The 24,504-nt window shown below is 66.0% G+C and carries 27 protein-coding genes; 8 read left to right on the top strand and 19 right to left on the bottom strand.

Annotation, left to right across the window (positions count from 1 at the left end):
• The first annotated feature begins 224 nt into the window (after positions 1-224).
• Together ACFSX5_RS14705 and ACFSX5_RS14710 are read left to right on the top strand one after the other, a co-directional pair.
• Positions 225-2,747 (top strand): beta-mannosidase, encoded by a 2,523-nt coding sequence (locus ACFSX5_RS14705; RefSeq protein ID WP_386834443.1) that lies wholly within the window; start codon positions 225-227, stop codon positions 2,745-2,747.
• Positions 2,748-2,850: 103 nt separating this feature from the next.
• On the top strand, positions 2,851-3,765 hold the full coding sequence (locus ACFSX5_RS14710) for a DMT family transporter (protein ID WP_386834445.1): 915 nt from the start codon (positions 2,851-2,853) through the stop codon (positions 3,763-3,765).
• Here ACFSX5_RS14710 and ACFSX5_RS14715 read toward each other — a convergent pair.
• The 5 genes from ACFSX5_RS14715 to ACFSX5_RS14735 form a co-directional block, all read right to left on the bottom strand.
• A complete protein-coding gene (locus ACFSX5_RS14715) occupies positions 3,762-4,058 on the bottom strand; it encodes a CcdB family protein (RefSeq protein WP_386834446.1) in 297 nt (98 codons plus the stop codon). The genes ACFSX5_RS14710 and ACFSX5_RS14715 overlap by 4 nt on opposite strands.
• Positions 4,059-4,289, bottom strand: a complete 231-nt coding sequence (locus ACFSX5_RS14720) for a type II toxin-antitoxin system CcdA family antitoxin (RefSeq protein ID WP_386834447.1) — start codon at positions 4,287-4,289, stop codon at positions 4,059-4,061.
• A 51-nt stretch (positions 4,290-4,340) separates the two neighbouring features.
• Entirely contained in the window at positions 4,341-5,630 is a 1,290-nt protein-coding gene (locus tag ACFSX5_RS14725; RefSeq protein WP_386834448.1) for an NAD(P)/FAD-dependent oxidoreductase, read from the bottom strand.
• 57 nt (positions 5,631-5,687) lie between these two features.
• Positions 5,688-7,046, bottom strand: a complete 1,359-nt coding sequence (locus tag ACFSX5_RS14730; protein WP_386834449.1) for an FGGY-family carbohydrate kinase — start codon at positions 7,044-7,046, stop codon at positions 5,688-5,690.
• A 93-nt stretch (positions 7,047-7,139) separates the two neighbouring features.
• A complete protein-coding gene (locus tag ACFSX5_RS14735) occupies positions 7,140-7,403 on the bottom strand; it encodes a hypothetical protein (protein WP_386834450.1) in 264 nt (87 codons plus the stop codon).
• 125 nt (positions 7,404-7,528) lie between these two features.
• Here ACFSX5_RS14735 and dusA point away from each other — a divergent pair, with 125 nt between their 5' ends.
• A complete protein-coding gene (gene dusA / locus ACFSX5_RS14740) occupies positions 7,529-8,548 on the top strand; it encodes a tRNA dihydrouridine(20/20a) synthase DusA (RefSeq protein ID WP_386834451.1) in 1,020 nt (339 codons plus the stop codon).
• A gap of 149 nt (positions 8,549-8,697) precedes the next feature.
• Here dusA and ACFSX5_RS14745 read toward each other — a convergent pair whose 3' ends face one another.
• Both ACFSX5_RS14745 and ACFSX5_RS14750 read right to left on the bottom strand, forming a co-directional pair.
• Positions 8,698-9,384 carry a retropepsin-like aspartic protease family protein gene (locus ACFSX5_RS14745; RefSeq protein WP_386834452.1) on the bottom strand — a complete coding sequence of 229 codons (687 nt, stop codon included), beginning with the start codon at positions 9,382-9,384 and terminating at the stop codon, positions 8,698-8,700.
• 70 nt (positions 9,385-9,454) lie between these two features.
• A complete protein-coding gene (locus ACFSX5_RS14750) occupies positions 9,455-10,297 on the bottom strand; it encodes an adenosylcobinamide-GDP ribazoletransferase (RefSeq protein WP_386834453.1) in 843 nt (280 codons plus the stop codon).
• Positions 10,298-10,356: 59 nt separating this feature from the next.
• Between ACFSX5_RS14750 and cobT the strand changes: the two genes are divergently transcribed.
• Positions 10,357-11,382, top strand: a complete 1,026-nt coding sequence (cobT, locus tag ACFSX5_RS14755; RefSeq protein WP_386834454.1) for a nicotinate-nucleotide--dimethylbenzimidazole phosphoribosyltransferase — start codon at positions 10,357-10,359, stop codon at positions 11,380-11,382.
• 1 nt (position 11,383) lies between these two features.
• Here the strand turns inward: cobT and ACFSX5_RS14760 are convergent, their stop codons facing one another.
• Together ACFSX5_RS14760 and ACFSX5_RS14765 are read right to left on the bottom strand one after the other, a co-directional pair.
• On the bottom strand, positions 11,384-12,070 hold the full coding sequence (locus ACFSX5_RS14760) for a DUF6683 family protein (protein ID WP_386834455.1): 687 nt from the start codon (positions 12,068-12,070) through the stop codon (positions 11,384-11,386).
• 54 nt (positions 12,071-12,124) lie between these two features.
• Positions 12,125-13,654, bottom strand: a complete 1,530-nt coding sequence (locus tag ACFSX5_RS14765; protein ID WP_386834456.1) for a sensor histidine kinase — start codon at positions 13,652-13,654, stop codon at positions 12,125-12,127.
• Positions 13,655-13,898: 244 nt separating this feature from the next.
• On the opposite strand from ACFSX5_RS14765, the gene ACFSX5_RS14770 reads away from it, so the two are divergent.
• The 4 genes from ACFSX5_RS14770 (at position 13,899) to ACFSX5_RS14785 (ending at position 15,610) form a co-directional block, all read left to right on the top strand.
• On the top strand, positions 13,899-14,378 hold the full coding sequence (locus tag ACFSX5_RS14770; RefSeq protein WP_386835653.1) for an Lrp/AsnC family transcriptional regulator: 480 nt from the start codon (positions 13,899-13,901) through the stop codon (positions 14,376-14,378).
• Entirely contained in the window at positions 14,379-14,780 is a 402-nt protein-coding gene (locus ACFSX5_RS14775; protein WP_386834457.1) for a VOC family protein, read from the top strand. It abuts the gene before it with no gap.
• Between the two features lie 128 nt (positions 14,781-14,908).
• Entirely contained in the window at positions 14,909-15,427 is a 519-nt protein-coding gene (locus ACFSX5_RS14780; protein ID WP_386834459.1) for a DUF1236 domain-containing protein, read from the top strand.
• A 60-nt stretch (positions 15,428-15,487) separates the two neighbouring features.
• Positions 15,488-15,610 (top strand): hypothetical protein, encoded by a 123-nt coding sequence (locus tag ACFSX5_RS14785; protein ID WP_386834461.1) that lies wholly within the window; start codon positions 15,488-15,490, stop codon positions 15,608-15,610.
• Positions 15,611-15,612: 2 nt separating this feature from the next.
• Here ACFSX5_RS14785 and ACFSX5_RS14790 read toward each other — a convergent pair whose 3' ends face one another.
• From ACFSX5_RS14790 to ACFSX5_RS14835, 10 genes are all read right to left on the bottom strand, one after another.
• Entirely contained in the window at positions 15,613-16,971 is a 1,359-nt protein-coding gene (locus tag ACFSX5_RS14790) for a sensor histidine kinase (RefSeq protein ID WP_386834462.1), read from the bottom strand.
• Positions 16,968-17,630, bottom strand: coding sequence for a response regulator transcription factor (locus ACFSX5_RS14795; RefSeq protein ID WP_386834463.1), 663 nt, complete (start codon positions 17,628-17,630; stop codon positions 16,968-16,970). Before ACFSX5_RS14795 ends, ACFSX5_RS14790 begins: the two co-directional genes overlap by 4 nt.
• On the bottom strand, positions 17,630-18,376 hold the full coding sequence (locus ACFSX5_RS14800; protein ID WP_386834465.1) for a PepSY domain-containing protein: 747 nt from the start codon (positions 18,374-18,376) through the stop codon (positions 17,630-17,632). The genes ACFSX5_RS14795 and ACFSX5_RS14800 overlap by 1 nt, the downstream gene beginning before the upstream one ends.
• 178 nt (positions 18,377-18,554) lie before the next feature.
• Positions 18,555-19,784 carry an MFS transporter gene (locus ACFSX5_RS14805; protein WP_386834466.1) on the bottom strand — a complete coding sequence of 410 codons (1,230 nt, stop codon included), beginning with the start codon at positions 19,782-19,784 and terminating at the stop codon, positions 18,555-18,557.
• Complete coding sequence (locus tag ACFSX5_RS14810; protein WP_386834468.1) at positions 19,781-20,365, bottom strand: ArsR/SmtB family transcription factor; 585 nt, start codon at positions 20,363-20,365, stop codon at positions 19,781-19,783. The genes ACFSX5_RS14805 and ACFSX5_RS14810 overlap by 4 nt, the downstream gene beginning before the upstream one ends.
• A gap of 68 nt (positions 20,366-20,433) precedes the next feature.
• Positions 20,434-20,847, bottom strand: coding sequence for a hypothetical protein (locus ACFSX5_RS14815; RefSeq protein ID WP_386834469.1), 414 nt, complete (start codon positions 20,845-20,847; stop codon positions 20,434-20,436).
• Entirely contained in the window at positions 20,840-21,514 is a 675-nt protein-coding gene (locus ACFSX5_RS14820) for a dienelactone hydrolase family protein (RefSeq protein WP_386834471.1), read from the bottom strand. Before ACFSX5_RS14820 ends, ACFSX5_RS14815 begins: the two co-directional genes overlap by 8 nt.
• An 11-nt stretch (positions 21,515-21,525) precedes the next feature.
• Positions 21,526-22,536: a GTP 3',8-cyclase MoaA gene (moaA, locus tag ACFSX5_RS14825; RefSeq protein ID WP_386834472.1), complete on the bottom strand. Its 1,011-nt coding sequence runs from the start codon at positions 22,534-22,536 to the stop codon at positions 21,526-21,528.
• Positions 22,537-22,594: 58 nt separating this feature from the next.
• Entirely contained in the window at positions 22,595-23,548 is a 954-nt protein-coding gene (locus ACFSX5_RS14830; protein WP_386835569.1) for an IS110 family transposase, read from the bottom strand.
• A 252-nt stretch (positions 23,549-23,800) separates the two neighbouring features.
• Positions 23,801-24,397, bottom strand: coding sequence for a L,D-transpeptidase (locus tag ACFSX5_RS14835; protein ID WP_386834473.1), 597 nt, complete (start codon positions 24,395-24,397; stop codon positions 23,801-23,803).
• Positions 24,398-24,504: the final 107 nt, after the last annotated feature.

Raw genomic sequence — 24,504 nt, forward strand, 5'->3', positions numbered from 1 at the left:
TGTCCGGCCGAGGGGTCAGTCTCGCAGTCTAGCGGGCCAAATCCTAATCCAGAGGTAAAGCGATGCCGCGATTTGCACCGTTGCAACGTTCCATCCGGGGCTCTGGTCAAGCGGCACAATCATGCTGATGGGCATGATTTTACCGTTGGAGCCACCAGGTGGTCTCGGCTACACGCTGCCGGTAACGATTTCGGCAGTGCCCGTCGCCTCGTCTCGGAGCCCTCATGACCATAGCCTCGACCTACAGCGCCCTGGACCTCACCGGCGCTTTCGACCTGACCTCACCCGCACGCCCCGAACTGGCGCTGCCGATCACCTTGCCGGGCGACGTTCATGCCGCTCTGCTCGCCGCAGGTGAGATTCCGGACCCCTATTGGGGCGAGAACGAGAAGACGGTGATGTGGGTCAACGAGACCCCCTGGTCGGTTGAGCGTCGGTTCTCAGCCACCGAGGCGGACCTCGGTGGCTACCTGACGCTGACCCTGTCGGAGGTGGACTGCATCGCCACCATCCGGCTCAACGGCGAAATCGTGGCCGAGACGGACAACAGCTTCGTCCGCCACGACATCGACGTGACCGGCAAGGTTCGTGCCGGCGAGAACACCCTCCGCATCGACTTTGCCGTCGCACCGGACGTTGCCAAGGCTCGTGCCGATGCGCATCCGTTCCCGATCCCGTTCACCAAGAACTACCAGACCAACGGGCTCAAGGGCATCCACATGAACTTCATCCGCAAGGCCGCGTGCCATGCGGGATGGGATTGGGGCATCTGCCTGATGCCGATCGGTGTCTACGGCACCATGAGCCTCAGGAAGTCGCGCCTGGCCAGGCAGGAGAGCGTGCAGGTCGACCAGGTCCACGACCAGAACTCGGTCGAACTCTCGATCAAAACCCGCCTGTTCGCCTTTGCCGCTGGTGAAGTGGAACTTCAGCACGCGATCGACGGCCAGGTGATCACCGACACGGTCGCGGTTCAGCAGGGCGAGAACCTCGTCGTCCACACCGTCACCATCCGCAATCCAAAGCTCTGGTGGCCGGCCGGGCAGGGCGAGCAGCCGCTCTACGAACTGACCACCAACCTCGAAGGGGAGGTGACCACCCGCAAGCTTGGGCTGCGCAATCTGGAGTGGGTCGTCGAGCCCGACGAGATCGACCACACCTTCAAGTGCCGCATCAACGGCCGCGACATCACCATGATGGGCGCCAACTGGATCCCGGCGGATGCCATCCCCTCGCGCATCACGCCGGCGGTCATCCGTGACCTGCTCGACAGCGCCAAGGCCGCCAACATGAACATGCTCCGCATCTGGGGCGGCGGCCAGTACGAGCCCGACTATTTCTACGAGCTCTGCGACGAACTCGGCATCCTCATCTGGCACGACTTCATGTTTGCCTGCATGAGTTACCCGTCCAACCGCGAGTTCCTCAAGAGCGTCGAACTGGAGGTTACCCAGCAGGTGCGCCGCCTGTCGCACCATGCCTCGATTGCGCTCTGGTGCGGCGACAACGAGGTCATCGGCTCGCTCGACTGGTACCCCGAGACGCGCGCCGACAAGGAGCGCTACATCGCCAATTATGACCGCCTGAACTCCATGCTGCACCGGATCGTCGAGGACGAAGACTCGGCCCGCCGCTTCTGGCCGTCATCGCCCTCCCTCGGCTACATGGACTTCTCCGACGGGTGGCACTCCGACACCCGCGGTGACCTCCACTACTGGGACGTCTGGCACTCGGCCAAGAGCTTCGAGGCCTACCGCACCGTCAATCCGCGCTTCGCCTCCGAGTTCGGCTTTCAGAGCTTCACCTCGATGAACGTGGCGAAGACCTTCGCCGACGAGGAAGACCTCAATCCGTCTTCGCCGGTGATGGAGAACCACCAGCGCAATGCCGGCGGCAATGCCCGCATCCTCGAGACGATGACGCGCTACTTCCGCTTCCCGCGCGACTTCGACCAGATGGTGTTCCTGTCCCAGATCCAGCAGGGGCTCGCCATCAAGACAGCGATCGAATACTGGCGCTCCACCAAGCCGCGCTGCATGGGCACGCTCTACTGGCAGATCAACGACATCTGGCCGGTGGCCTCGTGGTCGAGCCTCGACTATGGCGGGCAGTGGAAGCTGATGCACTACATGGCGCGCCGGTTCTATTATCCGGTCAACGTCGTCGCCGTGCCGCGCCAGAACGAGGTGCCCACCAACACCCGCGGCACGCCGGTGGAAGGCTCTCCGCCCGACTTCATCGAACTGCGCGCCATCAACGACACCGGTGCTCCCGTGTCGATTAAGCTGGAGGTCCGCGCGGTAGAGGTGGGCGGCGGCGAGCGGGTGGTCTTCACCGGCAACGCGGCGGTGAGCCCCGATGCGGCCATTGCCGTCACCTTGTTGCCCTATGCCGACATCGCTGCCGACGAGTTCCTCTACTTCGTCTGGTCCGATGCCAACGGCAAGGTTCTGGGCAGCAACGACTACTTCCCCAAGCCCTACAAGGCATACGAGTTGTCTCGCCCGGTGATCACAGGGTCGCTCGCAGACCGCAATGGGGAAGTGGTGCTGACGCTGGAGACCGACAAGCCGGCATTCTTCACCACCGCTACGGTGGATATGCCCGGCTACTTCTCGGACAACTCCATCACCCTGCTACCCGGGAAAGTCGCCGAACTCACCTTCGTGCCGCGCCACGGCGCTACGGTGACGGCTGCGGATCTGGCGCCGAGCCTGCGCATCCGCAATCTCGCCGAGACCTTCTAGCCTTTCCATACAAGATGCCGCCGCTGCGATTGACACCAGCGGCGGCATCCTCCAACCCTACGAGTGCCTGCCCTTTTCACCTCCGCCGGCATTCGGACTTGTCATGCCACCTGCCTTCGCGCCTCCCGAGGAGCGCCGTCTTCTCGGTATCGGGCTCGCGCTCGCCTCTTACCTCATGTTCACCGGCATCGACAGTTCGGCCAAATGGCTGGGGCTGGCCGGTATTCCCGCCGTGCAGGTGGTATTCCTCCGCTATGTCCTCCATCTCGGCATAACTGCGGGCATCAACCTGCCGGCCATGGGTACATCGCTGTTCCGCACCGCCAGCCTCAAGGTACAGGTGCTGCGCGCCGCCATGCTGCTCGGCGCTACCACCTGCAACTTCGTTGCGGTGCGCTACCTGCCGCTGACGGTCACCGGCGCCATTGCCTTCACCATGCCCCTGTTCATATGCGCGCTTTCGGTGCCGATGCTCGGCGAGACGGTGGGCTGGCGCCGCTGGGTCGCCATCGCTGTCGGCTTCGTCGGCGTGCTGATAATCGTGCGGCCCGGTACCGAGGCGTTTCACCCGGCGGCGCTGCTTTGCCTTGCGGCAGCGGTGTTCTCCGCCTTTTATTTCCTGCTTACCCGCCGCATGGCCGCCCGCGACTCCGCCGCGACGCAACAGTTCTATGTCGGCATCTGCGCCACGGTCGTGCTGGCGCCGCTGGCGCTGCCGGGTTGGACCTGGCCCTCCGACCCGGCCACCTGGGTCGCCTTCTTCACCGTCGGTCTATTCGGCTTCATCGGCCACCAGCTTTCGACCGTGGCGCTCGGCTACGCCCCAGCCTCGGTGCTGGCACCGTTTTCCTATGTTCAGATCCTGTTCATGGCAGCCTCGAGCTGGCTGGTCTTCGGCCAGCCACCCGACATCTGGCTCTATCTCGGCGCTCCCATTGTCATCGCCAGCGGCCTCTACATCTGGCTACGCGAACGCAAGCTGGCCAAGCCCGTGACGCCCGTGGCGGAGGTGCGCTAGACCCCGCGCAAGATGAGGTCCAGTGCGAGGCTGATCCGGTGATCCATATGCCTCAACGATCCGACCACGGGACCGAGTGATGCAAGGGGCGCGGCGGCCATGTACTGGGTGACCAACAGGTAGGTCTCACCATTCACCGGTATGATCGGGTTCAACTGACGCCCAGGCGCTGGCGCATCTTCAGGGCGCATCAGAGGGACCACTACCCTGGTGTTCAGTAGCGACAAGGCATCCGACTGGATGTCGACGTAGAGATAACCGTCGGACCCATCATGAACATCATACTGAGCCATTCAGAATGGCCGGTGCTTGGCCAACGGCAGCCCGTTCCGCTCCACCCACTCATTGGAACTACGGATCGCTTCGGCATTTTCCTCCTGCCACCGGCGGCTCTTCTCCTGGCGGACGGCCTCAGCAATACCAGCTTCGGCGGCGCGCGAAACATTGAGCTTCAATGCCCTGGCCTCCGTCAGCAGATTCTGGTCGATGGTGAGGTTTGCAGGCTTCCGAGCATTAACGGTCATGGTCGTTCCTACTGCCGAACTCGACCAGCTTACGCGCATAGTTATGCGCATTCAATCTACGCCCTCGGTGACTTCCTTGATCGGCTCCCGCTTGTCCGCATCGCCCTGGGTGATCAGGCGCGAACTGCGCTGGCCCGAGAGGTAGATCCACAGCCAGCTCATCGCCACATAGAGCCGGTTCTTGAGGTCGATCAGGAAGTAGATGTGGGCAATGCCCCACACCCACCAGGCGAGCCAGCCCGTGAGGCGGATCCACCCGAAGTCGATCACTGCCGCGCGTCGGCCTATTGTGGCGAGATCGCCCTTGTGCCCGTAGCGGAAGGGCAGGGGCTCGGTGTTGCCCGCGAGACGGGCGCGGATCACCTTGGCGGCGTGCTTGCCGGCCTGCTTGGCGGCGTCGCCGATGCCGGGAACGGGCTTGCCGTCCGGCCGGGTCATGGCGGCTGTGTCCCCGACCACGAAGATTTCGGGGTGTCCCGGCACCGTCAGGTCCGGATTGACCTTGACGCGGCCGGCCTTGTCCGCCTCGACGCCCAGCCACTGCGCCGCGGGTGAGGCCTGCACGCCCGCCGCCCAGATGATGGTCTCGGTATCGAGGCGCGTGTCGCCATAGGTCAGCCCGTCGGCGTCGATCCCGGTCACCGGCCGGCTCAGCACCACTTCCACGCCACGACGGCGCAGCGCTCCGAGGGCATACTCCGACAGCTCCTCGCGAAAATTGCCGAGCACCTTCGGACCAGCCTCGATCAGCACCACCCGCGCCCGGTCGGGATTGGCGCGGCGGAACTGGCCTTTCAGCGCTTCCTGCGCCAGTTCCATGATCGCGCCGGCCATTTCGACGCCGGTGGGACCGGCGCCGATAATCGCGAAAGTCAGCAGCGCCTGGCGCTTTTCGGGGTCGGGTTCGCGCTCGGCGGCTTCGAAGGCCAGCAGCAGCTTGCGGCGGATTGTGGTGGCGTCTTCGAGCGTCTTGAGGCCCGGTGCGTGGGCTTCCCAGGCATCCTGCCCGAAATAGGCGTGGCGGGCTCCGGTGGCGATGATCAGGTTGTCATACGTTACCGTTGAACCGTCTTCGAGCAACACTTCGCGACGTTTCGCGTCGATTCCGGTAACAGTTGCAAGAATGGTGGTGACATCGCGCCGCCGGCGCAGGATGTGGCGGATCGGCCAGGCGATTTCGGACGTCGCCAAGGCGGCGGTCGCCACCTGGTAGAGCAGCGGTTGAAACAGGTGATGGTTGCGGCGGTCGATCAGCGTGATCTCGACCGGAGCGCCCTCCAGCGCCTGGGCGGCCCTCAGGCCGCCGAAGCCGCCGCCGACGATTACCACCCGATGTGCCATCCGCGCCCCCGTCTTCGGTTGAAGCTGCCCGCTTCGCCGCCGGGGCGCAAGCTAGGGTCAGTGGACCCTGTCGCGCCAGCGGGCGGCATAGGACGCAAAGCCGTCCACCGCCAACGGTTCCACCGGCGCCCCCGGATGCGCGGCACCGGCCTTGGGGTCGAACAGCATGGCGGCGCCGAGGCTGGTCCCGGTGGCATCGCCCGAGGCGAAGACCGGCACCTCGAGCAACCGTGCCAGCGCCGAGGCATAGAGGCGATTGCGGGCGAGCGGCCCTTCGATGGTGACCGAGCGGCCCTTGCCGCAAAGCCCGATCGCCGCCTCGGTGACCAGGGCGAGATAGAGCGAGGTCGCCGCCGTGCGCTCGCCAGCGGACAGGGTTTCGATAGCAACCGTCCAGGCTCCGGCGCGGCTGGGGAAGGGGCCGACGCCGGGAACGAAGCCTGGGAGCACCTGCACATCGCCGGCGATGACCTTCGCGATCTCGTCCGCCGTGGGCTCCACCGCGCCGGGGGCCAGCAGGTCGAATTCGCGCCCGCCCATGAAGCGCGCCGTCGGCACCGGCCGGCCGAAGGCATCGACATTGGCGAGGCTGTCGCGCGCCGGGTCGAGCCGGTCGGTGGGACCGCCGACGGTCATGGTGATGGTCCAGGTGCCGCTCGACACGATGGTGAACGGCGTCTCGTGTGCCCCCAGATGCGGGATCAGCGAGGCGTTGGAATCGTGGATGCCGCAGGTGACGGGTGTTGCCGCCTCGAGGCCGAGCTCCGCCGCCAGTTCCGGCCGTAGCGTGCCCAGCACCGAGGCCGCAGGCACCACCGGCGGGAACAACCGGCTCCACCCCTGGCTCTCCACCAGGCTCGACAGCCGCCCCTCATTGGGCGCCCACAGGTCGGCATGGCAGCCGAGCGAGGTGACCTCGCTCGCCTTCACCCCCGTCAGGCGCCATGCCCAGTATTGCGGGTAGGGCAGGATGTCGGTCACCGTCGCGAAGGCGTCCGGGAAGCGGCGTGACTGCCAGTAGATCTGTGCCCCCAGATTGAGTCCGTTCGGCAACCGCGGCGACAAGGTCTCGGCAAAATCCGGACGCGCCGCACCATACTCCGCCGCCGTCTCCTCGGAACCGGCATGTTCATAATCGAGCACCGGCATCGCCAACGCGTCGCCGCTCAGCAGTGCCGCCGTGGCGCCATGGGTGGTGATGGAGATGCCGTCGATGCCGTGCTCGGCCCCGAGCGAAGCGAGGCTGTCGCGGATGAAGCCCCATAGCCGCTCGACATCGGCATGGGGGTAGAGCCCGTCGGTCCGCACCGTGTTCGGCGTCGAACGCACCGCCACCTGCTCACCGTCCTGGATCAGCACAACCTTGGCGTTGGTCTTGCCGATGTCGATAACGGCGATGCGGTGCGGGAGGGTCATGGTGGCTCCTGGACTTCTGCAAGCCGCTTAACCGATCCGCTGCCGCGGCGCCAGTGCTGACATGTCAGTTGGCAGCCGCTACGGCCCCCGCCGTCACGTCCATCTGTGGCCCGAGGCGCTCGGACGCCGGAAGATGTCGTGCAGGGCCAGCAACACCGCCATATGGAGGCGCTCCGGCGTGCTCGGATCCTTGAGGCACTTGACCTTTGACGAGACGGTGAAACGCGCGTCACCGCTGGTGCCGCTGGCTGTGAACCAAAGGAACTGCGTCACGCTGTCGTATCGCGCGGCGACGATCCGGAACTGCACGTCCTCACCTCGATGCGTCGGAGTCTGCCCCAGCCCAGGAAGAAGCATAACCTCCTGTGGTTCCCGAGTATGGTCAAAGCTCCGTGGCTGGCAATGGACTGACGCCGGTTGAACGACTATGTCCTGCCGGTACGCCCCTGGGCCGCACCTCCGACGCAGAAGCACCAGCCACCGTGACCAGCTCGATCGACATTCCCGCGACCATCAGCCTCGATCAGGCGCGCCGCTTCTCCGTTGCGCCCATGATGGACTGGACCGATCGTCACTGCCGCTACCTCCACCGGCTGCTGACCCGCAACGCGCTGCTGTTCACCGAGATGGTGACCAGTGCGGCCATCGTTCATGGCGACGTCGAGCGGCACCTGGCGTTCGACGCCTTCGAGCAGCCCGTCGCGCTGCAACTCGGCGGCTCCGATCCTGCCGAACTCGCTAAAGCCGTTCGCCTGGCCGAGCCCTATGGCTACGCCGAGATCAACCTCAATGTCGGCTGCCCGTCGGATCGTGTGCAGTCGGGCCGCTTCGGCGCCTGCCTGATGGCTGAGCCCGACCTCGTTGCCGAGTGTGTCCGCGCCATGCGCGATGCCACCGACCGGCCGGTGACGGTGAAGTGCCGCATCGGCATCGACGACCAGGACACCGAAGAGAGCCTCGACCGTTTCGCCGATGCCATGGTCGCCGCCGGGGTGGATGCACTCTATGTCCATGCCCGCAAAGCTTGGCTGAAGGGTTTGAGCCCCAAGGAAAACCGCACCATCCCGCCGCTCGACTACCCGCGTGTGCATCGTCTGCGCGCCCGGCTCACGCCGCTGCCGGTGATGATCAATGGCGGCATCGATACGCTGGAACTGGCCGAAGCCGAGATGGCGCACATGGATGGCGTGATGCTGGGCCGCGCCGCTTATCACAATCCGATGCTGCTGGCCGAGGTCGACACCCGCTTCTTCGGCGATACCCGCCCGGCGCCGACACTCGAGACGGTCATGGGCGAAATGTCGGACTACGCCGAGCGCCATCTGGCGGAAGGTGGCAGGCTCAACACCATCACCCGCCACATGCTCGGGCTCGCCAACGGCCTGCCCGGTGCCCGCCAGTTCCGCCAGATTCTCAGCGTCGACGCCGCCCGGCGTGGTGCCGGCGTGGAGGTGCTGGATCGGGCGATGGCTGCGGTTCGTCCGCTGCGTTCTGCCGGCTAGTGCCGGTTGGACTTGCCCGGTGTGCGGTTATGCCGGGTCAGAAAAAGCACCGCACCCACCGTCAACATCAGACCGACCGGACCCCAAAGCCACAGGATGATGTTTTCCATGTCATGCCTCCCTCGAGTGAGTTGTGACAAGGCTCATCGTCAGTCCGTCAGCTCCAGCGCGTTTTGCGTCACGCTATAGCGGCTGAGGGTTTCGAGGAAGGTCATGCCGAGCAGGCTCATGTCGAGGGCGCCCGCCTCGACGATGAAGGCCGGCACGTTCTCGCGGACGATGCCGCCGACTTCCATTCGGTCGAGCCGCACCCGCGCAGCGCGGCCGGTGCCGTTGGCGGTGGCGACCGGAATGCCATAGCGCAAGCCGCCGGTGTCGATCCCTGCGGCCTCGGCGTCGTCCACGGTCAGCACCACGGCGCTGGCGCCGGTGTCGAAGATCATCGGCGTCCGGTGTCCGTTGACTTCGGCAATCACTTCGAAATGGCCGCCGACCCCGCGCCGGAAGGTGGCGGTGCCGCGTTCGGCGTCGACCAGCGCTACGCCCGGTTGCAGTTCGCCCATGACGCGCCCGGCAACGCCGGACAGTTCGTCGCGATAGGCATAGCCGACCACCGCGACGGCGAACACGCCGACCCACAGCATGACGGCACTGAGAAGCTCCGACAGGCGCCGCCGGCGGGTGAACACCCCGCCGGCTATGACGATCAGGATCACCAGCAAGGGGATGAGCTGGGCCGTCTGCGCCTGCGTCAGCCCGATCATGCTGCCGGCATCAGCGCTGATCAGCAGCGCCAGGCCGGCAGCGACGAGAAGGGCGATGCCGATGAAGATCATGCCTGCCGCCCTTTCCGATACCGCGCCATAGACAGGATAAAGGCAGCGGCGTGCTTAGGTTCAACCCCGGTCACGCAAACGCCAGCATCACGGCGAGCACCGCCACCTCGACCAGAGCGCCCAGCCCGCCAATCAGATCGCCGGTCTGCCCGCCCACCTTGCTGCGGCAGAGTTGCATCCAACCCGCCACCACCAGTGCCGCGGCAATCACTGCGGCGACAACGCCGACCACGCCGGCCACCGGGCCTGCCAGCATGAACACCAGCACGCCGGCCATGGCAGCGCCGATCCAGAAGCCGGTGGGCTTGAGGCGCCCGGCGGCGGAAGAGGCGCCGGTCGAGCGGGCAGGGGGCAGCAGCATCGGCAGCGCCAGCGAGGCGGAGCGGCAGGCAACGCCCAGCGCCAGTAGCGCCAGCCCGCCCAGAATGGGGTGTGCTGCGACTAGCGCCGCAAGGCCGGTGACGCGGGCAATCAGCAGCAGTGCCAGTGCCGACACGCCATAGGTGCCGTGGCGGCTGTCCTTCATGATCTCGAGCCGGCGTTCGGCCGTGTTGCCGCCGAACAGGCCATCGGCACTGTCGGCCAGCGCGTCTTCGGTCATGCCGCCGCCGACGATCACCATCAGCGCTACCGCGAGGGTTGCGGCGAAGAGCGGCGGCCAGCCGATGGCAGCGCCGAGCGCCAGCAGCAGGGCCGGACCGGCCCCGATGATCAGGCTCGCCAGCGGCAGGGCCATGGCCATGCGGTTCATGTCCGGCACCTGGTGCGGCGAGTCGCCGGTCGGCAGCCGGGAGAAGAAGCGCAAGGCCATGACGAGGTCGGTGCCGAGTCCCAACTGGCCGGACACGGCAGTGTCGGCGCGCTCGTCCCGGTCCGGCGCTGTTGTGGTGTCGATGTCCGGCTTCGGTTGCATTCGCTCGGCTTCTGGGCCAACAAGTCGCGACCTTCCTAGCACACCGGTGACGACTCGCCATGCCCGCGCTCAACCCTGCCTATGCCGATATCGTCGAGTTGCTGCTGACCGTGCCCGATGGGGACGACAAGGCCGTGGAAGCGGTGCGTGGCCGCGACCGGCAGCTCACCAAGCCGGCCGGTTCGCTGGGCCGGATGGAAGAGCTGGTCGAATTTCTCGCCCGCTGGCAGGGTAGGGCGACGCCGCGGCTCGACAATCCCATGGTGACGGTGTTTGCCGCCAACCATGGCGTCACCGACCAGGGCGTCTCCGCCTTTCCGCGCGAAGTGACGGCGCAGATGGTCGCCAACTTCACCAATGGCGGCGCGGCGGTGTCGCAGATCTGCGCTCTGCACGAACTCAACCTGCGCGTGTTCGAGCTGGCGCTGGAACTGCCCACCGGCGACATCACGCTGGAGCCGGCGCTCGATGACAAGATGTGCGCTGCCACCATCGCCTACGGCATGGAAGCTGTCGCCGGCAAGCCGGACCTGGTCTGCCTCGGCGAGATGGGCATCGGCAACACCACCGTAGCGGCTGCCATCTATGCCGGTCTCTATGGCGGCACCGGCGCCGACTGGGTCGGCCGCGGCACCGGCGTCGACGATGCCGGTCTCGCCCGCAAGGCATCCGCCGTCGACCGGGCGCTGGCGCTGCATCGCGACAGAATCGATCACCCGCTCGATGTTCTCGCCCGCCTTGGCGGCCGCGAAATCGCCGCCATGCTGGGGGCCATCATCGCTGCCCGCCACCAGAAGGTGCCTGTGATCGTCGACGGCTTCGTCGCGACCGCCGCAGCGGCGGTCGCCCACGCCGTCAATCCCGCCGCCATCGAGCACTGCCTGTTCGCGCACGTCTCCGCCGAGACCGGGCACGCCAAGGCGCTCGAGGCCATGGGGCAGCCCGGCCTGCTCGATCTCGGCATGCGGCTGGGGGAGGGGAGCGGCGCGGCCTTGGCCGCGGTGCTCGCCAAGACGGCCCTGCACCTGCATCTCAACATGGCGACTTTCGAGAGCGCCGCGGTCAGCAACCGCTCCGACGGCTGAACTACTCCGCCGGCGACGCTTCCGGCTCCGGCTGGGCTTCAGGCTCGCTGGCGGGCGGCACGTTGCTGCGCGGGGCGAGGCCATCGGCTCCCGGCTCCAGCGCCAGCAGGTCCACGCCATATTGCCGTCTGAAGGTCACCACGGCCTCCCGAGCCAGGCCCTGCAGCGTGGCGACGTCCTGGTTGCGCAGGGCTGTGCTCATGGCCGCATGCAGCACCAGAAAGTCCAGCATCAGCCGCTCCGCCATGACCTGTCGCTGGTCGTCATTGAGAGCGCGGAACGAGCGGTCGACGGAGAGCGCCTGATGGAGCTGTCGCCGGACCGGGCCCGGCGGTACGTCCACGGTGAAGGCGGCGTTGGCCACCATCCAGTTCAGCATCCAATAGGCTGCCAGGGCATCGGCGACATTGCCGATCCTCATGCCATAGGGCTCGACCAGATCCTGCCAGATCAGCTCGTGCGACTTCTCGTCAAACCGCTCCCGGAAGGCGGCGCGGGCATCCGCACCGGCACTGCGATAAACGCCGTCCAGAAAGCTGCGTTTCACCCGGTAGGTGACCGCCGCCGAGGGCGTGTAGCTGGTGTCGAACTCAGTCTCAGCCTCGACTTCGGTTGGGGCTGGCGAAGCCTCCTGCGCCATGGCGGCGGGGGCGAGGGCAAGCAGCAGGGTGAGTAGGATCGCACGCATAGGCGCAGCGGAGCAGAACTGGCCCCGCGAGGCAAGGGCGCCGAACGCGATGCCTCAGCCGGCTTCGGAGTAGATTTCGAGCTTGTTGCGGCGGGCGGTGACCGGAGCCAGCGCATCCATCACCCGGGCGCGCGGGAAGGTGGCGATCACCTCGGTGCCGAAGCGGAGCTTGGAGAATAGGTCGAACCGGCCCTGATGGAGGTCCATGATCTTCTGCACGATCGGCAGGCCGAGCCCGGCGCCCTGTTCGGCCGTCTTCTGCGCCAGCGAGCCCTGCCCGAACGAGGAGAGCACGGTCTCGATCTCGCTGTCGGGAATGCCGGGGCCATTGTCCTTGACCGACACCAGTTGGCCGCCATCGGCGCTCCGGGTCACCACCAGCACCACCTTGCCGTGCTGCGGCGTGAACTTCACCGCATTGCTGAGCAGGTTGAGGATCACCTGGCGGATGGCGCGCTCGTCGCCCCAGATGCGGGGGAGGTTGTCGGAGGCATTGAACACCAGCTCGATGCCCTTCGACTTGGCGCGCAGATCCATCATCCGCTTGCAGTCGGCCGCGATGTCGACGAGCGACACGGCCTCTTCGTGCAGCTCGTACTTGCCGGCCTCGATACGGCTGAGATCGAGCAGCTCGTTGATCAGGGTGAGCAGGTGCTGGCCGCTGGCGTGGATGTCGCCGGCATATTCCTTGTACTGCGGCACTCCGTGCGGCCCCAGCAGTTCGGATTTCAGGACTTCCGAAAAGCCGATGATGGCGTTGAGCGGCGTGCGCAACTCGTGGCTCATGGTGGCGAGGAACTGCGATTTGGCGATATTGGCCTGCTCGGCGTGGCGGCGAGCCTCGTCCGACATCTGCCGGGCTTCCTCGAGCTCGGAGATCAACTGGTCCTTCTCGGCCTGGTGCGAGATGGTCTCGAGTTCGGAGCGGTGGAGCTGGCGGGCGAGGTAGACGAAGAAGATCTCGCCGAAAATGGCGACCGCGGCGAGCGTGTAGTTCAGCGTGCCGCCGAGCCGCAGCAGCGTCGCCGAGACGGTCAGGGTCACCGGCAGGGTGCTCATCAGCGTGGCGGCGGGGAGCGAATGGGTGGCGACGGCATTGGCCGCGACGCTCACCACCACCATGGCAAACATCACCGAGGCCAGCGTCTGCGCGTCGGCCACAAGGGTGAACAGCGCCAGCAGCGACCAGGCGAGGCCATGGACGACCTCGACCGCGACGAAGCTCGCGGTCCACTTCTCCGCGTTGAACCGCGACGGATCGCTGCGCTTGAAGCGCCGCGCCATCATCACCACGGCAAGCAGGCTGATCAGCACCGTGGTTGCCCACAGCGCCGAAATGCTGATCGGCACCCAGAAGCAGGCGACAGTGGCGAGAATGATGACGATCACCGCCATCGGCACGGCGGCGATCATGCGCGCGCCGGCATAGTCGTGCATGAGCTCGAAATCGAAGGAGGCGCGGGTGCCCGAGGTCGACGTCAGCCGCTGGCGCGCGTCCGACACCGTCTTCTGAGCGGCTCGCCTGCCGTCGCGGCCCATCTGGGCCCGCACATCGGCAATGGCTGTCATCTGCGGGGACGCCATGAAACTCGTACTCAACTACTCTTTGCGAACAGAAACGCGTTCGCTGCCGTGGCGTGCGCACGTTACGCATCGCGTGGTTAACTGCCGGTGAAAGATGTTGGTTAACAAAAGCTTGCGGCCGTCGCTCACGCATTGCGGCGCAACATTATTGCCAATCTGCGGGTCCTGTGGCAGTTAGTCAGCAAAATCTCGGCTGAAATGCCGGGTTCGGCAAAATCTGGTTTCGTCAGGGGGCAAAATGGCGTTGGACAAGATAGACCGGAAAATCCTCACCCTGCTGCAGAAGGATGCCACCATGCCGGTGGCGGAAATCGGCCGCAAGGTCGGGCTGTCGACCACCCCATGCTGGCGCCGCATCCAGAAGATGGAGGAGGACGGGGTCATCCAGCGCCGCGTCGCCGTGCTCGACCCCAACAAGGTCAATGTCGGGGTCACCGTCTTCGTCTCGGTGAAGACCAACGAGCACAACGAGGCGTGGATGCGCAAGTTCTCGGGCGTCATCGAGGACTTCCCCGAGGTCGTCGAGTTCTATCGCATGAGCGGCGATGTCGACTATCTGATGCGCGTGGTGGTGCCGGACATCGCGGCCTACGATGCCTTCTACAAGCGGCTGATCAGCAAGATAAATCTGACCGACGTCAGCTCCGCCTTTGCCATGGGGCAGATCAAGTACACCACGGCCCTGCCGCTCGATTTCGCCATCGTGGTCGACGACGACAAGTAGATGCTGGTCGGCTTCGAACATGCGGGCATGACCGCGGCCGACCTCGACCGCACCATCCACTTCTACTGCGACCTGCTCGGTCTCCGCCTGGCACTGCGCAAGCGCCAGGCCACCGGCGAACTGGCGTTTCTCGATGCCGGCGGAGGCATGCTCGAGATCTTCGCCCCCGACGAGCCGGTCACCACGGCCCGGGATGTCCCGCTGGGCGAAGCCGGTGTCCGCCACCTGACCTTCGCTGTCACCGACGTCGATGCCATGGTGAGCCGCCTCGAGGCCGCCGGCGTGCCTGTGGTGGAGTGCCCCCGCGACGCCCACAACCGCGAAATGGTCCGCCGCGTCGCCTTTGTCCGCGATCCCGACGGCATCCTCGTCGAACTGGTCGAGCGCACCCCCGGCCGGTGAGCCGTCGCTGACGACTGCTGTCAGCCAAATGTCAGCTCTATGTCATTGAAACAATAGAATTTTTTCTGGAACTGCGCGCGGGTCGCAGCCGTTGCTGGGGCATGTTTCAAGCACAAGGAAACAGACCCATGAACACCAGGCTCTCAACCGCTCTTGCCCTCGTCCTGGCCCTGGGCGCCGCCCCGGCTATCGCTCAGGATGCACCCGCATCCGGCGCTGGCAGCGAGACCACTGGGACCGACACCACCCAGACCGGCACCTCCGTCGAGACGACGGTTGACACCGGGACGGGGGCGGGTGCTTCGGCTGGTACTGACACCGAGGCCGGGGCGACGACTGACACCACGGCCACCACCGGCGCGACCACCTCGACCTCTACCAGCGCCGGGGTCGACCTGTCGGTCGAGCAGCAGGCCGAACTGCGCACCATCATCACCGAGGTCGAGGTGGAGCCGGTTGCCGAGGTCGATTTCGACATCTCCATCGGCACCGTGATCCCCGACACCGTGGTGCTGCAGCCGCTGCCCACGCGCATCGTCGAGATCGTGCCGGAGTATGAAGGCTACCTGTTCTTCCTGCTTGCCGATGGCCGCATCGTCATCGTCGAACCCGATACGCTCGAGATCGTTCTGGTCATCACAGCGTAACAGCCGCGGGTCCGGCGCGCTCCTCTCGCCGGACCCGCCCTTTCCAGAAGGAAGCGTGCCATGGTCACCGTCGTCGTCATTCTCGCCTGCATTGGTCTTGCCTGTGCCGCCACCGCCGGTCTCATCGCCAGCGCGCAGGCGCCGGCACCGCAGCAAAACGAGCCGGGCGCCCGCACCGCCTGAGCTCAACCCCGCGCGGCGAGCGGCAGGGTTAGCGTCACTTTGAGCCCGCCGCTCTCCGCGCGATCATAGGCGATGGCACCGCGGTTTATCTCCAGGATCTCGGCTGCCATCGCCAACCCTAGTCCCGAACCCGGCTTGCTCTCGTCGAGCCGTACGCCCCGCCGCCCCAGTTGCTCCAGCTGATCCTCTGCGATCCCCGGCCCATCGTCCTCGACGGACACCGACGCGTGCTCTCCGGCCCGCCAACCCCGGATCGTCACCCGGCCCTCGGCCCATTTGGCGGCATTCTCGAGCACGATGCCCACCAGCTCCAGCAAGTCCTGCCGGTGCATGTCGACCTGGCAGTCGTCGCCCAATTGCGCCACCCAGTGCAGCGTCTCGCCCCGGGCTGTCTTCTTCAGCACGGTCAGCGTTCGCAGCACCGCCGTGTTCAACGACGTACTGGCCGTGTGAGCGCTGGTGCGCTGGTGCAGCACCGCCAGCCGCAACTGATGGTCGACCCGCTCCGACATCTCAAAGGCGAGATCGTCGATCAGGTGTGCCTCGCGCTCTTCCCCCTGCGCCCGCAGCCGCTCCGCCACCCCATGCAGCGCCGCCAGCGGCGTCTTAAGGCCATGCGCCAGATCGGCCGCCCGTTCCCGCGCCTTGGTCACAGAGGTCTCGCGGCTTTCGAGCAAGGCGTTGACCTCCTCCACCAGCGGCGCCAGTTCGGTGGGGAACTTGCCCCTCAGCCGGTCGGCCGATCCCTGCCGCACCTCCTCAACGCCACGGCGCAGCGCCGTCACCGGCGACAGCCCCAGCACGATCTGCAGCCACGCCGCCAGGATCAGCAGCGAGCCGAGCAGGGCCAGCACCGCCGCGGCGTCGCTGTTGAAGCTGCTGATCGCCGCGTCAATCGGTGCGTGATCCTCGCCCACGGTGACGCGGAAAAGGCGCGTGCGCTCTGGTCCGGACATTTCCAGCATTTGCGTCAACAGCAGCAGGTGTCCACCGCTTGGCCCCTCGACGTGGCTCATGACCGCCTGTCCGCCCCCCGCGTCGGGCACGGCCAGCTCGAGATCCCAGAGCGAGCGCGAGCGGGTGGTTTCGCCGGTTTCGGCGTCCTCGATCTGCCAGTATTTGCCGCTCAACGGCACCGAATAGAGCGGGTCGGGCAGCGGAGCGCTGATTGCCGGCGTCTCCATCTCCGGCATGATCACGGCGGCAAGGCGCCCCAGCGTTGCCTCCATGTCCGAGCGCATGGTGCGTTCGATATTGATGGCAAACAGGTATTGCAGCACCACTGCCGCCGCTACCAGCGACAGCACCACCCAGACCAGCGCCAGCCCCATCAGCCTCAGGCGCAGCGAGGACAGGTTCATGCCTCCTCGCCCAGGGTGTAGCCGAAGCCGCGGCGGGTCTTGATCACGTCGGCCCCGAGACGCTTGCGCACGCGACCCACCAGCACTTCCACCGCGTTGGACTCCCGTTCGAAATCCTGCGCGTAGATGTGCTCGGTGATCTCGAGTTGGGACACCACTCGGCCCCGCTGGTGCACCAGATAGGCGATCAGCTTGTATTCCTGCGGCGTAAGGTCGATCGGCGCCCCATCCAGGAACACCTGCATCTTGGCGGTATCGAGCAGGTAGCGCCCAAACGGTATCCGGGCCGAGGCCAGTCCGCTTGCCCGCCGCACCAGCGAGCGGATCCGCGCCACGATCTCCATGACGTGGAAGGGCTTCACGACATAGTCGTCGGCGCCGGCTTCGATACCATCCACCCGCTCCTCCCACTGGCCGCGGGCGGTCAGGATCAGCACCGGCATGGTGCGGCCGGCATTGCGCCAGCGCTTCAGAATGGTCAGCCCATCCACCTGCGGCAGCCCCAGGTCGAGGATCACCGCGTCGAAGCTCTCCGTGTCCCCGCGAAACCAGATGGTGTCGCCTTCGCTTTCACGTTCCACCGCGAAGCCCGCACGCGTCAGCGCGGTCACCAGCGTTTCGGCGATCCGGTCATCGTCCTCGGCCACCAGCACCCGCATTATTGTCCCCGCACCGGCAGCCCGCTCCGGGCATAGTAATACCTCACTGCCACCCGGCCGCCGGGTGTCAGCACCTTGATTTCGTAGAGCAGGAAGCCCTGTATCGTCACCAGTTCAGCATCGATCATCTGCCCACCGGTGCTCGCTTCGAGGTCGGGCAGGATCGATTCGAGTGGGACCGCCTGACCGGACTGCACCGCTTCGAGGGCGGCCCGCTCCGAAGCCCCCACCGCTGCCGGGGCCGGGATATTCCCGCCAGGTCCGGCGCTCACCGGCGGGGGCAGGCCTGCCGGACCACCACCGGGATTCCCGCCGGAGGGCGTGCCGCCGTTGCCCGGGCCGCCGTTGCCATTCCCGCTGTTGCCGGGCCCGCCGTTGCCAGGGACGCTATTACCGGGGCCACCACCGTTTCCGTTTCCGTTGCCGCCGTTACCACTGTTCCCGGGGCCGCCACCGCCTGGGCCAGCGCCGCTCCCGTTGCCGCCATTCCCCTGACCGCCGTTGCCGCTATTGCCCGAATTGCCGCCCGGCTCCGATGGTCCGTTCCCGTTCCCGTTCCCGCTCCCGCTGCCGTTCCCGTTTCCGTTGCCACCGGCGTTGGAATGGCCCGGCGGGCCGCCGCCATTGCCGCCATTTCCATTCCCATTGCCGTTGCCCTGACCGTTGCCGTTACCCTGCGCGAACGCGGCCTGGGCGCTGGCGGCCAGGAACAGCAGGACCAGCAAGAGGCGGAACGCTTTCACCATGCTGCAAATCTACGGCTTTGAAGCTGACAGGACACTGACACTATCCCTCACCGGTCGCTCAGCACGGGGCTGCTAGTATGGCTCCGTTGACTTCCAAACGTCCCATGCTTCGCAAGTGCTTTGGAGCGTCGGCTGAAGAGGGCACCAGCGGCAACTCCGCCCCGCGCTGCTGGTGCCCTTATTCCTTCGCTATTTCCCCCGCGGCATTGAGCGGCGGCCGGTCGAACTGCCGGAAGCTGGGTAGCGCCAGCGGCATCAGCGTCACCACAAGATAGCAGCCACCGGCAATCAGTAGGGCAGCATCGAGGCCGAGTCCGGCGATCAGCGCGCCGCCCACAAGGCCACCGAACGGGATCAACCCCCAACTGATGGCTCCGATCAGCGCCATGACCCGCCCCACCAGCGCGGCCGGGGTGCGCTCAAAGCTGATGGCTGACAGGATCGGGTTGAGGAATCCCGAGGCGAAGCCGCCAATCACCAGCACCGTCGCGATGAGCGCCAGTGGTGCTTCGAAGGCGAAGACGGCGAAACGGGGAAACCCGACGATCAGGTAGGCGGCGGTATAGACCAGTAGCCGCGGCAGCCTTTCCCCGGTTGCGCCTGCCAGAAGCGAACCGGCGATGGATGCGCCGGACATAATCGCCAGCAGCAGCCCCAGCAGCGCGGCATCATGCCCATGCGTCTGCACCCACACCGGCAGCATCACAGCCGCATGCGCCTGATCGAACAGATTGGTGATCATCACCATGATGACGATGCCCATCAGCACTGGATCGTGCCGCAGGAAGTTCCAGCCTTCGCGCAACTGTTGGCGGTAGGGCAGGGCGGCAGCGCCCGCCGATGCAGCCCGTGGCAAGCCCCAGGCAACGACCAGGGCCGAGAGCGCCAGCGTCACCGCATTGACGATCAGCGCCGGCCCCGCCCCGATCAGCGCGATCAGCGCCCCGGCCGCTGCCGCCCCTACCGTGGAAGCCAACCGCTCGACGGCGCCCATCGTGCCCGTTACCCGTTCCAGCCGCAGGCCGGCACGGCGCGCCACTTCGGGCACCAGAGAGTACTTGGCCACATCCGAAGGGCCGCGCAGCATGCCCAGCACTGCCACCAGCGGCAGCAGCACCGGCAAGCTCAGCAAGTCGAAACCCTCCAGCACCGGAATAATCCCGATGGCTGCAAGTGAGACGAGGTCGCACCACAGCGAGATCGTGCGCGCGCCCAGCCGGTCGACCCAGGGGCCGCCCAGTGCCTTGGCGAGGACATAAGGGAGCATCTCGGCGAGGCCCACGAGCCCGGTCAGCACCGGATCACCGGTTGTGGTCAGTACCAGCCACGGAATGGCCACGGTGGACAGCCGCGTGCCGGTCAGCGACAGCGCCTGTGCCAGGATCAGCGCCAGCAGCGGGCGCTTCATCCCTCCGGCTCCTGGGGCAGGGGGAAGCTGTGAAACACAACTGTAAACGGGCGGGTGCCGTCCGGTGCTTCCCCGAGCGGTGGCGCGGTGGATTTCACCTCCCAAAGGATCGCCTGCACCCGTTCGGTCAACGCCTTCGCTTCTGCCGCAGTGAGGGGGATGGTCCAGTCGCTGACCGTCGAGGCCTCGCGCCACTCTTTGGGCTGTTGTGGGGTGAGCTCCAGCGCGCGTTGCATCTGGCTGACCTGCCAACTCAGTGCGGCCTGCAGAAACGCAAGCCCGGCCTCCGCCGCCTCATCTTCCGACCCGCGGATGTCAACATTGGTCGACTCATGCGCCGCCCGCCACCAGCGCTCCCGCCGGTTGCCGAGATCCTCTGCCTCCTCGATGAAGCCATGCTCCGCCAACTGCCGCAGATGGTAGCTGGTCGCCCCGCTGTTGAGCTTTAGCCGCGTTGCCAAACCGGTCGCGGTGGCGGGCCCCTCGATCCGCAGCAGCCCGAGCATTCTGACGCGCACCGGATGCGCCAGTGCTTTCAGGGCGGTGGTGTCGGGCACGATGCTGCGGATGTGTCTGGGCACGGCAGGCTCTCCTCATCGAGTACCAGCCTATATCCACAAACATTGCTTTGCAAATATGTCTTTGCAATCTACTGCAACGCCGCTATCGCTGCCTTCAGCGTCTCCAGCATGTCTAGTCGGCCACCATCCGGCAGCGCTAGCCTGAGCCGCTGGACGCTGTGGTCGTTGTAGAGGCTGACCATGAAGTCCTCGATGCCCAGCCGGTCATACTCGCCCAGCGGCACTTGCATCGTGTCGAGCACCAACTGCACGCCGCGCTGGCTGCACAGGTTCATGATCAGGGCGAGGGCAGGGGAGGAAGCCGCCCGCGCTGCGCGGTATTCGAGAATGTCGTCGGCGGCACCGTCGGCGTCGAACTGATGATCGACGAACGCATCGATCAGCGCCGCCACCAGCATCACCTTGCGCCTGGAGAGCGGTGCGGCCTGCGCCTGTCGCCACGCGTCCTCCAGATAGGCGCGGTGCCGGGCGAGGTCAGGCAAGGTGCTTGCGGAAGAACTCGAGGGTGCGCGCCGATGCCTTGGTGCAGGCCGCTTCGTCGAACTTGTCGGAGCGGTCGCTGTTGCAGAAGCCGTGACCCGCTGGATAGACGTGGATCGGCACATCGGGGTGCCGGGCCTTCAGCGCTTCGATCTGCTCGAGCGGAATGCCGGTGTCCTGCCCGCCAAAGTGCATTTCGAGCGGGATGCTGGGCTCGAGCTCCATGTAGTTCGGAACGCCGCCGCCATAGTAGCCCGAGGCCGCACTGAGGCCGAGACCATGGTGCGCCGCCCGCCAGCTCACCGCTCCGCCGAAGCAGTAGCCCGTGATTCCGACCTTGCCGCCCTCGGCCGCTGCAGCCACGGCCGCCTTGACGTCGAGCAGGGCGGTGTCGTGGCTGAAGCGCTTCAGCATCTCGCCGATGACCTTGAACTGCTCGGGTCCGTAGTCCTCGCTCTCGTAGCCGAACTCCACCCGGTCGAACATGGCCGGCGCCACCGCCAGGTAGCCGTGCCGTGCCCAGCGATCAACGACGCTGCGGATCCAGTTGTTGAGCCCCCACACCTCCTGGATCACCACCACGCCGCCCTTGGGCTGCCCTTCCGGTCGCGCCCGATAGGCATTGAGCGTGAAGCCATCCTCCGCCGTCAGCGTGATCCGCTCTCCCATGGTGCTCTCCTCTAGCCGCCCGTCACACTCATATGCCGCGCCACGGCCGGCGCGGGGCGGGTGCGGTCCAGTACGAAATCATGACCCTTTGGCTTGATCCGCATCGCGTGGTCCAGCGCCGCATCCAGCCCTTCCGGCCCACCCTCGCGCCAGGCATCGCGCAGGTTCACCTGGTCGTCCTGCCCAAGGCACAGATAGAGCTGCCCTGTGGCCGTCAGGCGCACGCGGTTGCAGCTCTCGCAGAAATTGTGGCTCATCGGGGTGATGAAGCCGAGCGTGCCGCCAGTTTCCGCCACATGCACATAGCGCGCCGGCCCGCCCGTCCGCTTGGTGGTGGGGGTCAGCGTGAAGCGGCGCGACAGGTTTTGGTGCAGCTCCCGCAACGGCAGGTAGCTGTCGACGCGGTCGATACCGACTTCGCCCAGCGGCATGCCCTCGATCAGCGTCAGCCCCATGCCGCGGCCATGGGCCCAGTGCAGCATCGGCTCGATCTCGTCGTCGTTGACGCCGCGCATCGCCACCATGTTGATCTTGACGGCGAGCCCGGCCGCCTGCGCCGCCTCGATCCCCGCCAGCACATCCGCCAACCGCCCGCGCCGGGTGATGGCCGTGAACCGGTCCGCATCCAGCGTATCGAGCGACACATTGATCCGCCGCACCCCAGCGGCAGCCAAGCCCGTGGCGTGCTTTGCCAACTGGCTGCCATTGGTGGTGAGCGTCAGTTCTTCCAGTCCGTTGCTAAGGCGCTGCCCGAGGGTCTCCACCAGCCGCATGATGTCACGCCGCACCAGCGGCTCGCCGCCGGTGAGCCGGATGCGGGTGGTGCCGCGGGCGATGAAGGCGCCGGCGATGGCTTCGATCTCCTCGAAGTCCAGCACCTCCTTCTTGGGCAGGAAGGTCATGTCTTCCGCCATGCAATAGACGCAGCGGAAGTCGCAGCGGTCGGTCACCGAGATGCGCAGATACGAGATGCGCCGGCCGAAGCCGTCGATCAGCGGGCGGTGCGGGGCAGGGGCGGTCATGGGCTCACTGTAGTGCCGGCAGATGGCATTGGCGAGGCACAACGAAAAAGCAACGGTGTTAGCGGTCAAGGACAGCTGGGTTGTTGTCTCGGAGTCTGGCGTTGAGGATGATGAGCATTTTTCGGATGACGGCGACGAGAGCGACCTTTCCGGGTTTTCCTCTGCCCCGCAGGCTTGTGTAGAAGGCTTTGATTGCTGGATCGAAGCGGATTGCCGGCAGCGCGGCGAGATAGAGTGCGTCGCGCACTGGCCTTCTGCCGCCCGCGATCATGCGCTTTCCGCGCATTGCGCCGCTGTCGCGGTTGAGGGGGGCAACCCCGACCAGCTTGGCGATCTGAGCTTTGTTGAGCAGACCCAGTTCGGGCAGGCCTGCCAGCAGGAAGCATGCCGTGCGTAGGCCGATCCCTTTGAGGGACATGAGCACCTCGGCCTTCTTGCCGAGTTCGGGGTCCGCTCTGAGGCACTCTGCCATGTCGTCAACAACAGCCTGACGCTGCTTGACCAGAAAGCCCAGGGTCTGTTCGATCCACTCCTTCGTCCTGCCTTGGGTCCCGTGGTTCAGCTTCTCGCGCCGGTTCTTTTCTTGCACGATCATGTGAGACAACTGCCTGTAGCGCAGGACAAGCTCCTCCAGCGCAGCCTGCCGGCTGGAGCGCTGCGGCAGGATGCGCGTCTGCATGCGCCGGCCATAGTCAGCGAGGACGAAGGCGTCGATCGTATCGGTCTTGGAGAGCTGCCCGCAGGCTCTGGCGAACTGCCTGACCTGGCCGGCATTGACCTTGGCAACCGGCAACTGGGCCGCTTGAAGGGCCGCCACGGTCAGGCGCTCGTAACCGCCGGTCGGCTCCAAAATCAGCCGCGCGATCCCCTTCAGGGGCGCCAGAAAGGCGATGAGGGCAGCCACGCCTTCAGCCGTATTGGCAAAGCGAGCCTTCTCCTGATCGGGCAGCAGGCAGACATCCAGGAAGGATTTTGATATGTCGATGCCCACAAAACGGGTAGCATAAGGCATAGGCTTGGTCTCCCTTATACGCGAGCGCAAGGCTCTCTCAACGGTGCGACGAAGCCTCAAGGCACGCAGAGGGTGATGCTTTTTTACGAACGTAACGTTCAGGGCCGGATGCCCAACCGCTCTGCGTGCATCATCGTGGTGTTGCAACCACCACAATGAACTGAGGCCGGAACATCATAACGACGTTCCGGCCTCGATATGTATAAGGGCCGCCTGTCGGCAGCCCTTCGTCAGATCCGGTATCTCGGCGGCTTAGTGGTTCACCACCACCAGCGCCCCGACCTGCACGCGTTCGTAGAGGTCGATCACGTCGTCATTGGTGAGGCGGATGCAGCCGGAGGAAACGGCCTGCCCTATCGACCACGGCTCGGAGGTGCCATGCACGCGATAAAGGGTCGAGCCGATATAGAGCGCGCGCGCACCGAGCGGATTGTCGGGGCCGCCCGGCATATAGGCCGGCAGGTCGGGGACGCGCTTGCGCATGGCTGGCGGCGGCGTCCAGCCCGGCCACTCGGCCTTGCGGGTAATGCGGTGGCTGCCGGACCAGGTGAAGCCCTCGCGGCCGACGCCGATGCCGTAGCGCAGGGCCTTGCCGTCTTCCATCACCAGATAGAGGCGGCGCTCGCCGGTCTCGACCACGATGGTGCCGGGCTTGTAGTTGGTTTCATAGTCGACGATCTGCTTGCGGATGGGGCTGCCGCCGCGCGGCGTGTGAGCGGGGATCGACCCCTCTTCTACCCAGGCATTCAGCTCCGGGCTATAGACACGCGCCGCCGTCGCCGGCTGCGCGAGGCTTGCGGCAAGAAGAACGGACAGGACGATCGCGATCGCTGACTTCAACTTCATCATCTGACGACTTGGCCTCTGGCAGGGGAACACTGGCTCGATTCGCCGTCCCCGTAATGGCGGTTGCATATTCACTTAGCAGATGCGCGAATAGAGGCGGCTGCCTCCAT

The sequence above is a fragment of the Devosia albogilva genome, assembly GCF_042685625.1.
Taxonomy (GTDB): Bacteria; Pseudomonadota; Alphaproteobacteria; order Rhizobiales; family Devosiaceae; genus Devosia; species Devosia albogilva.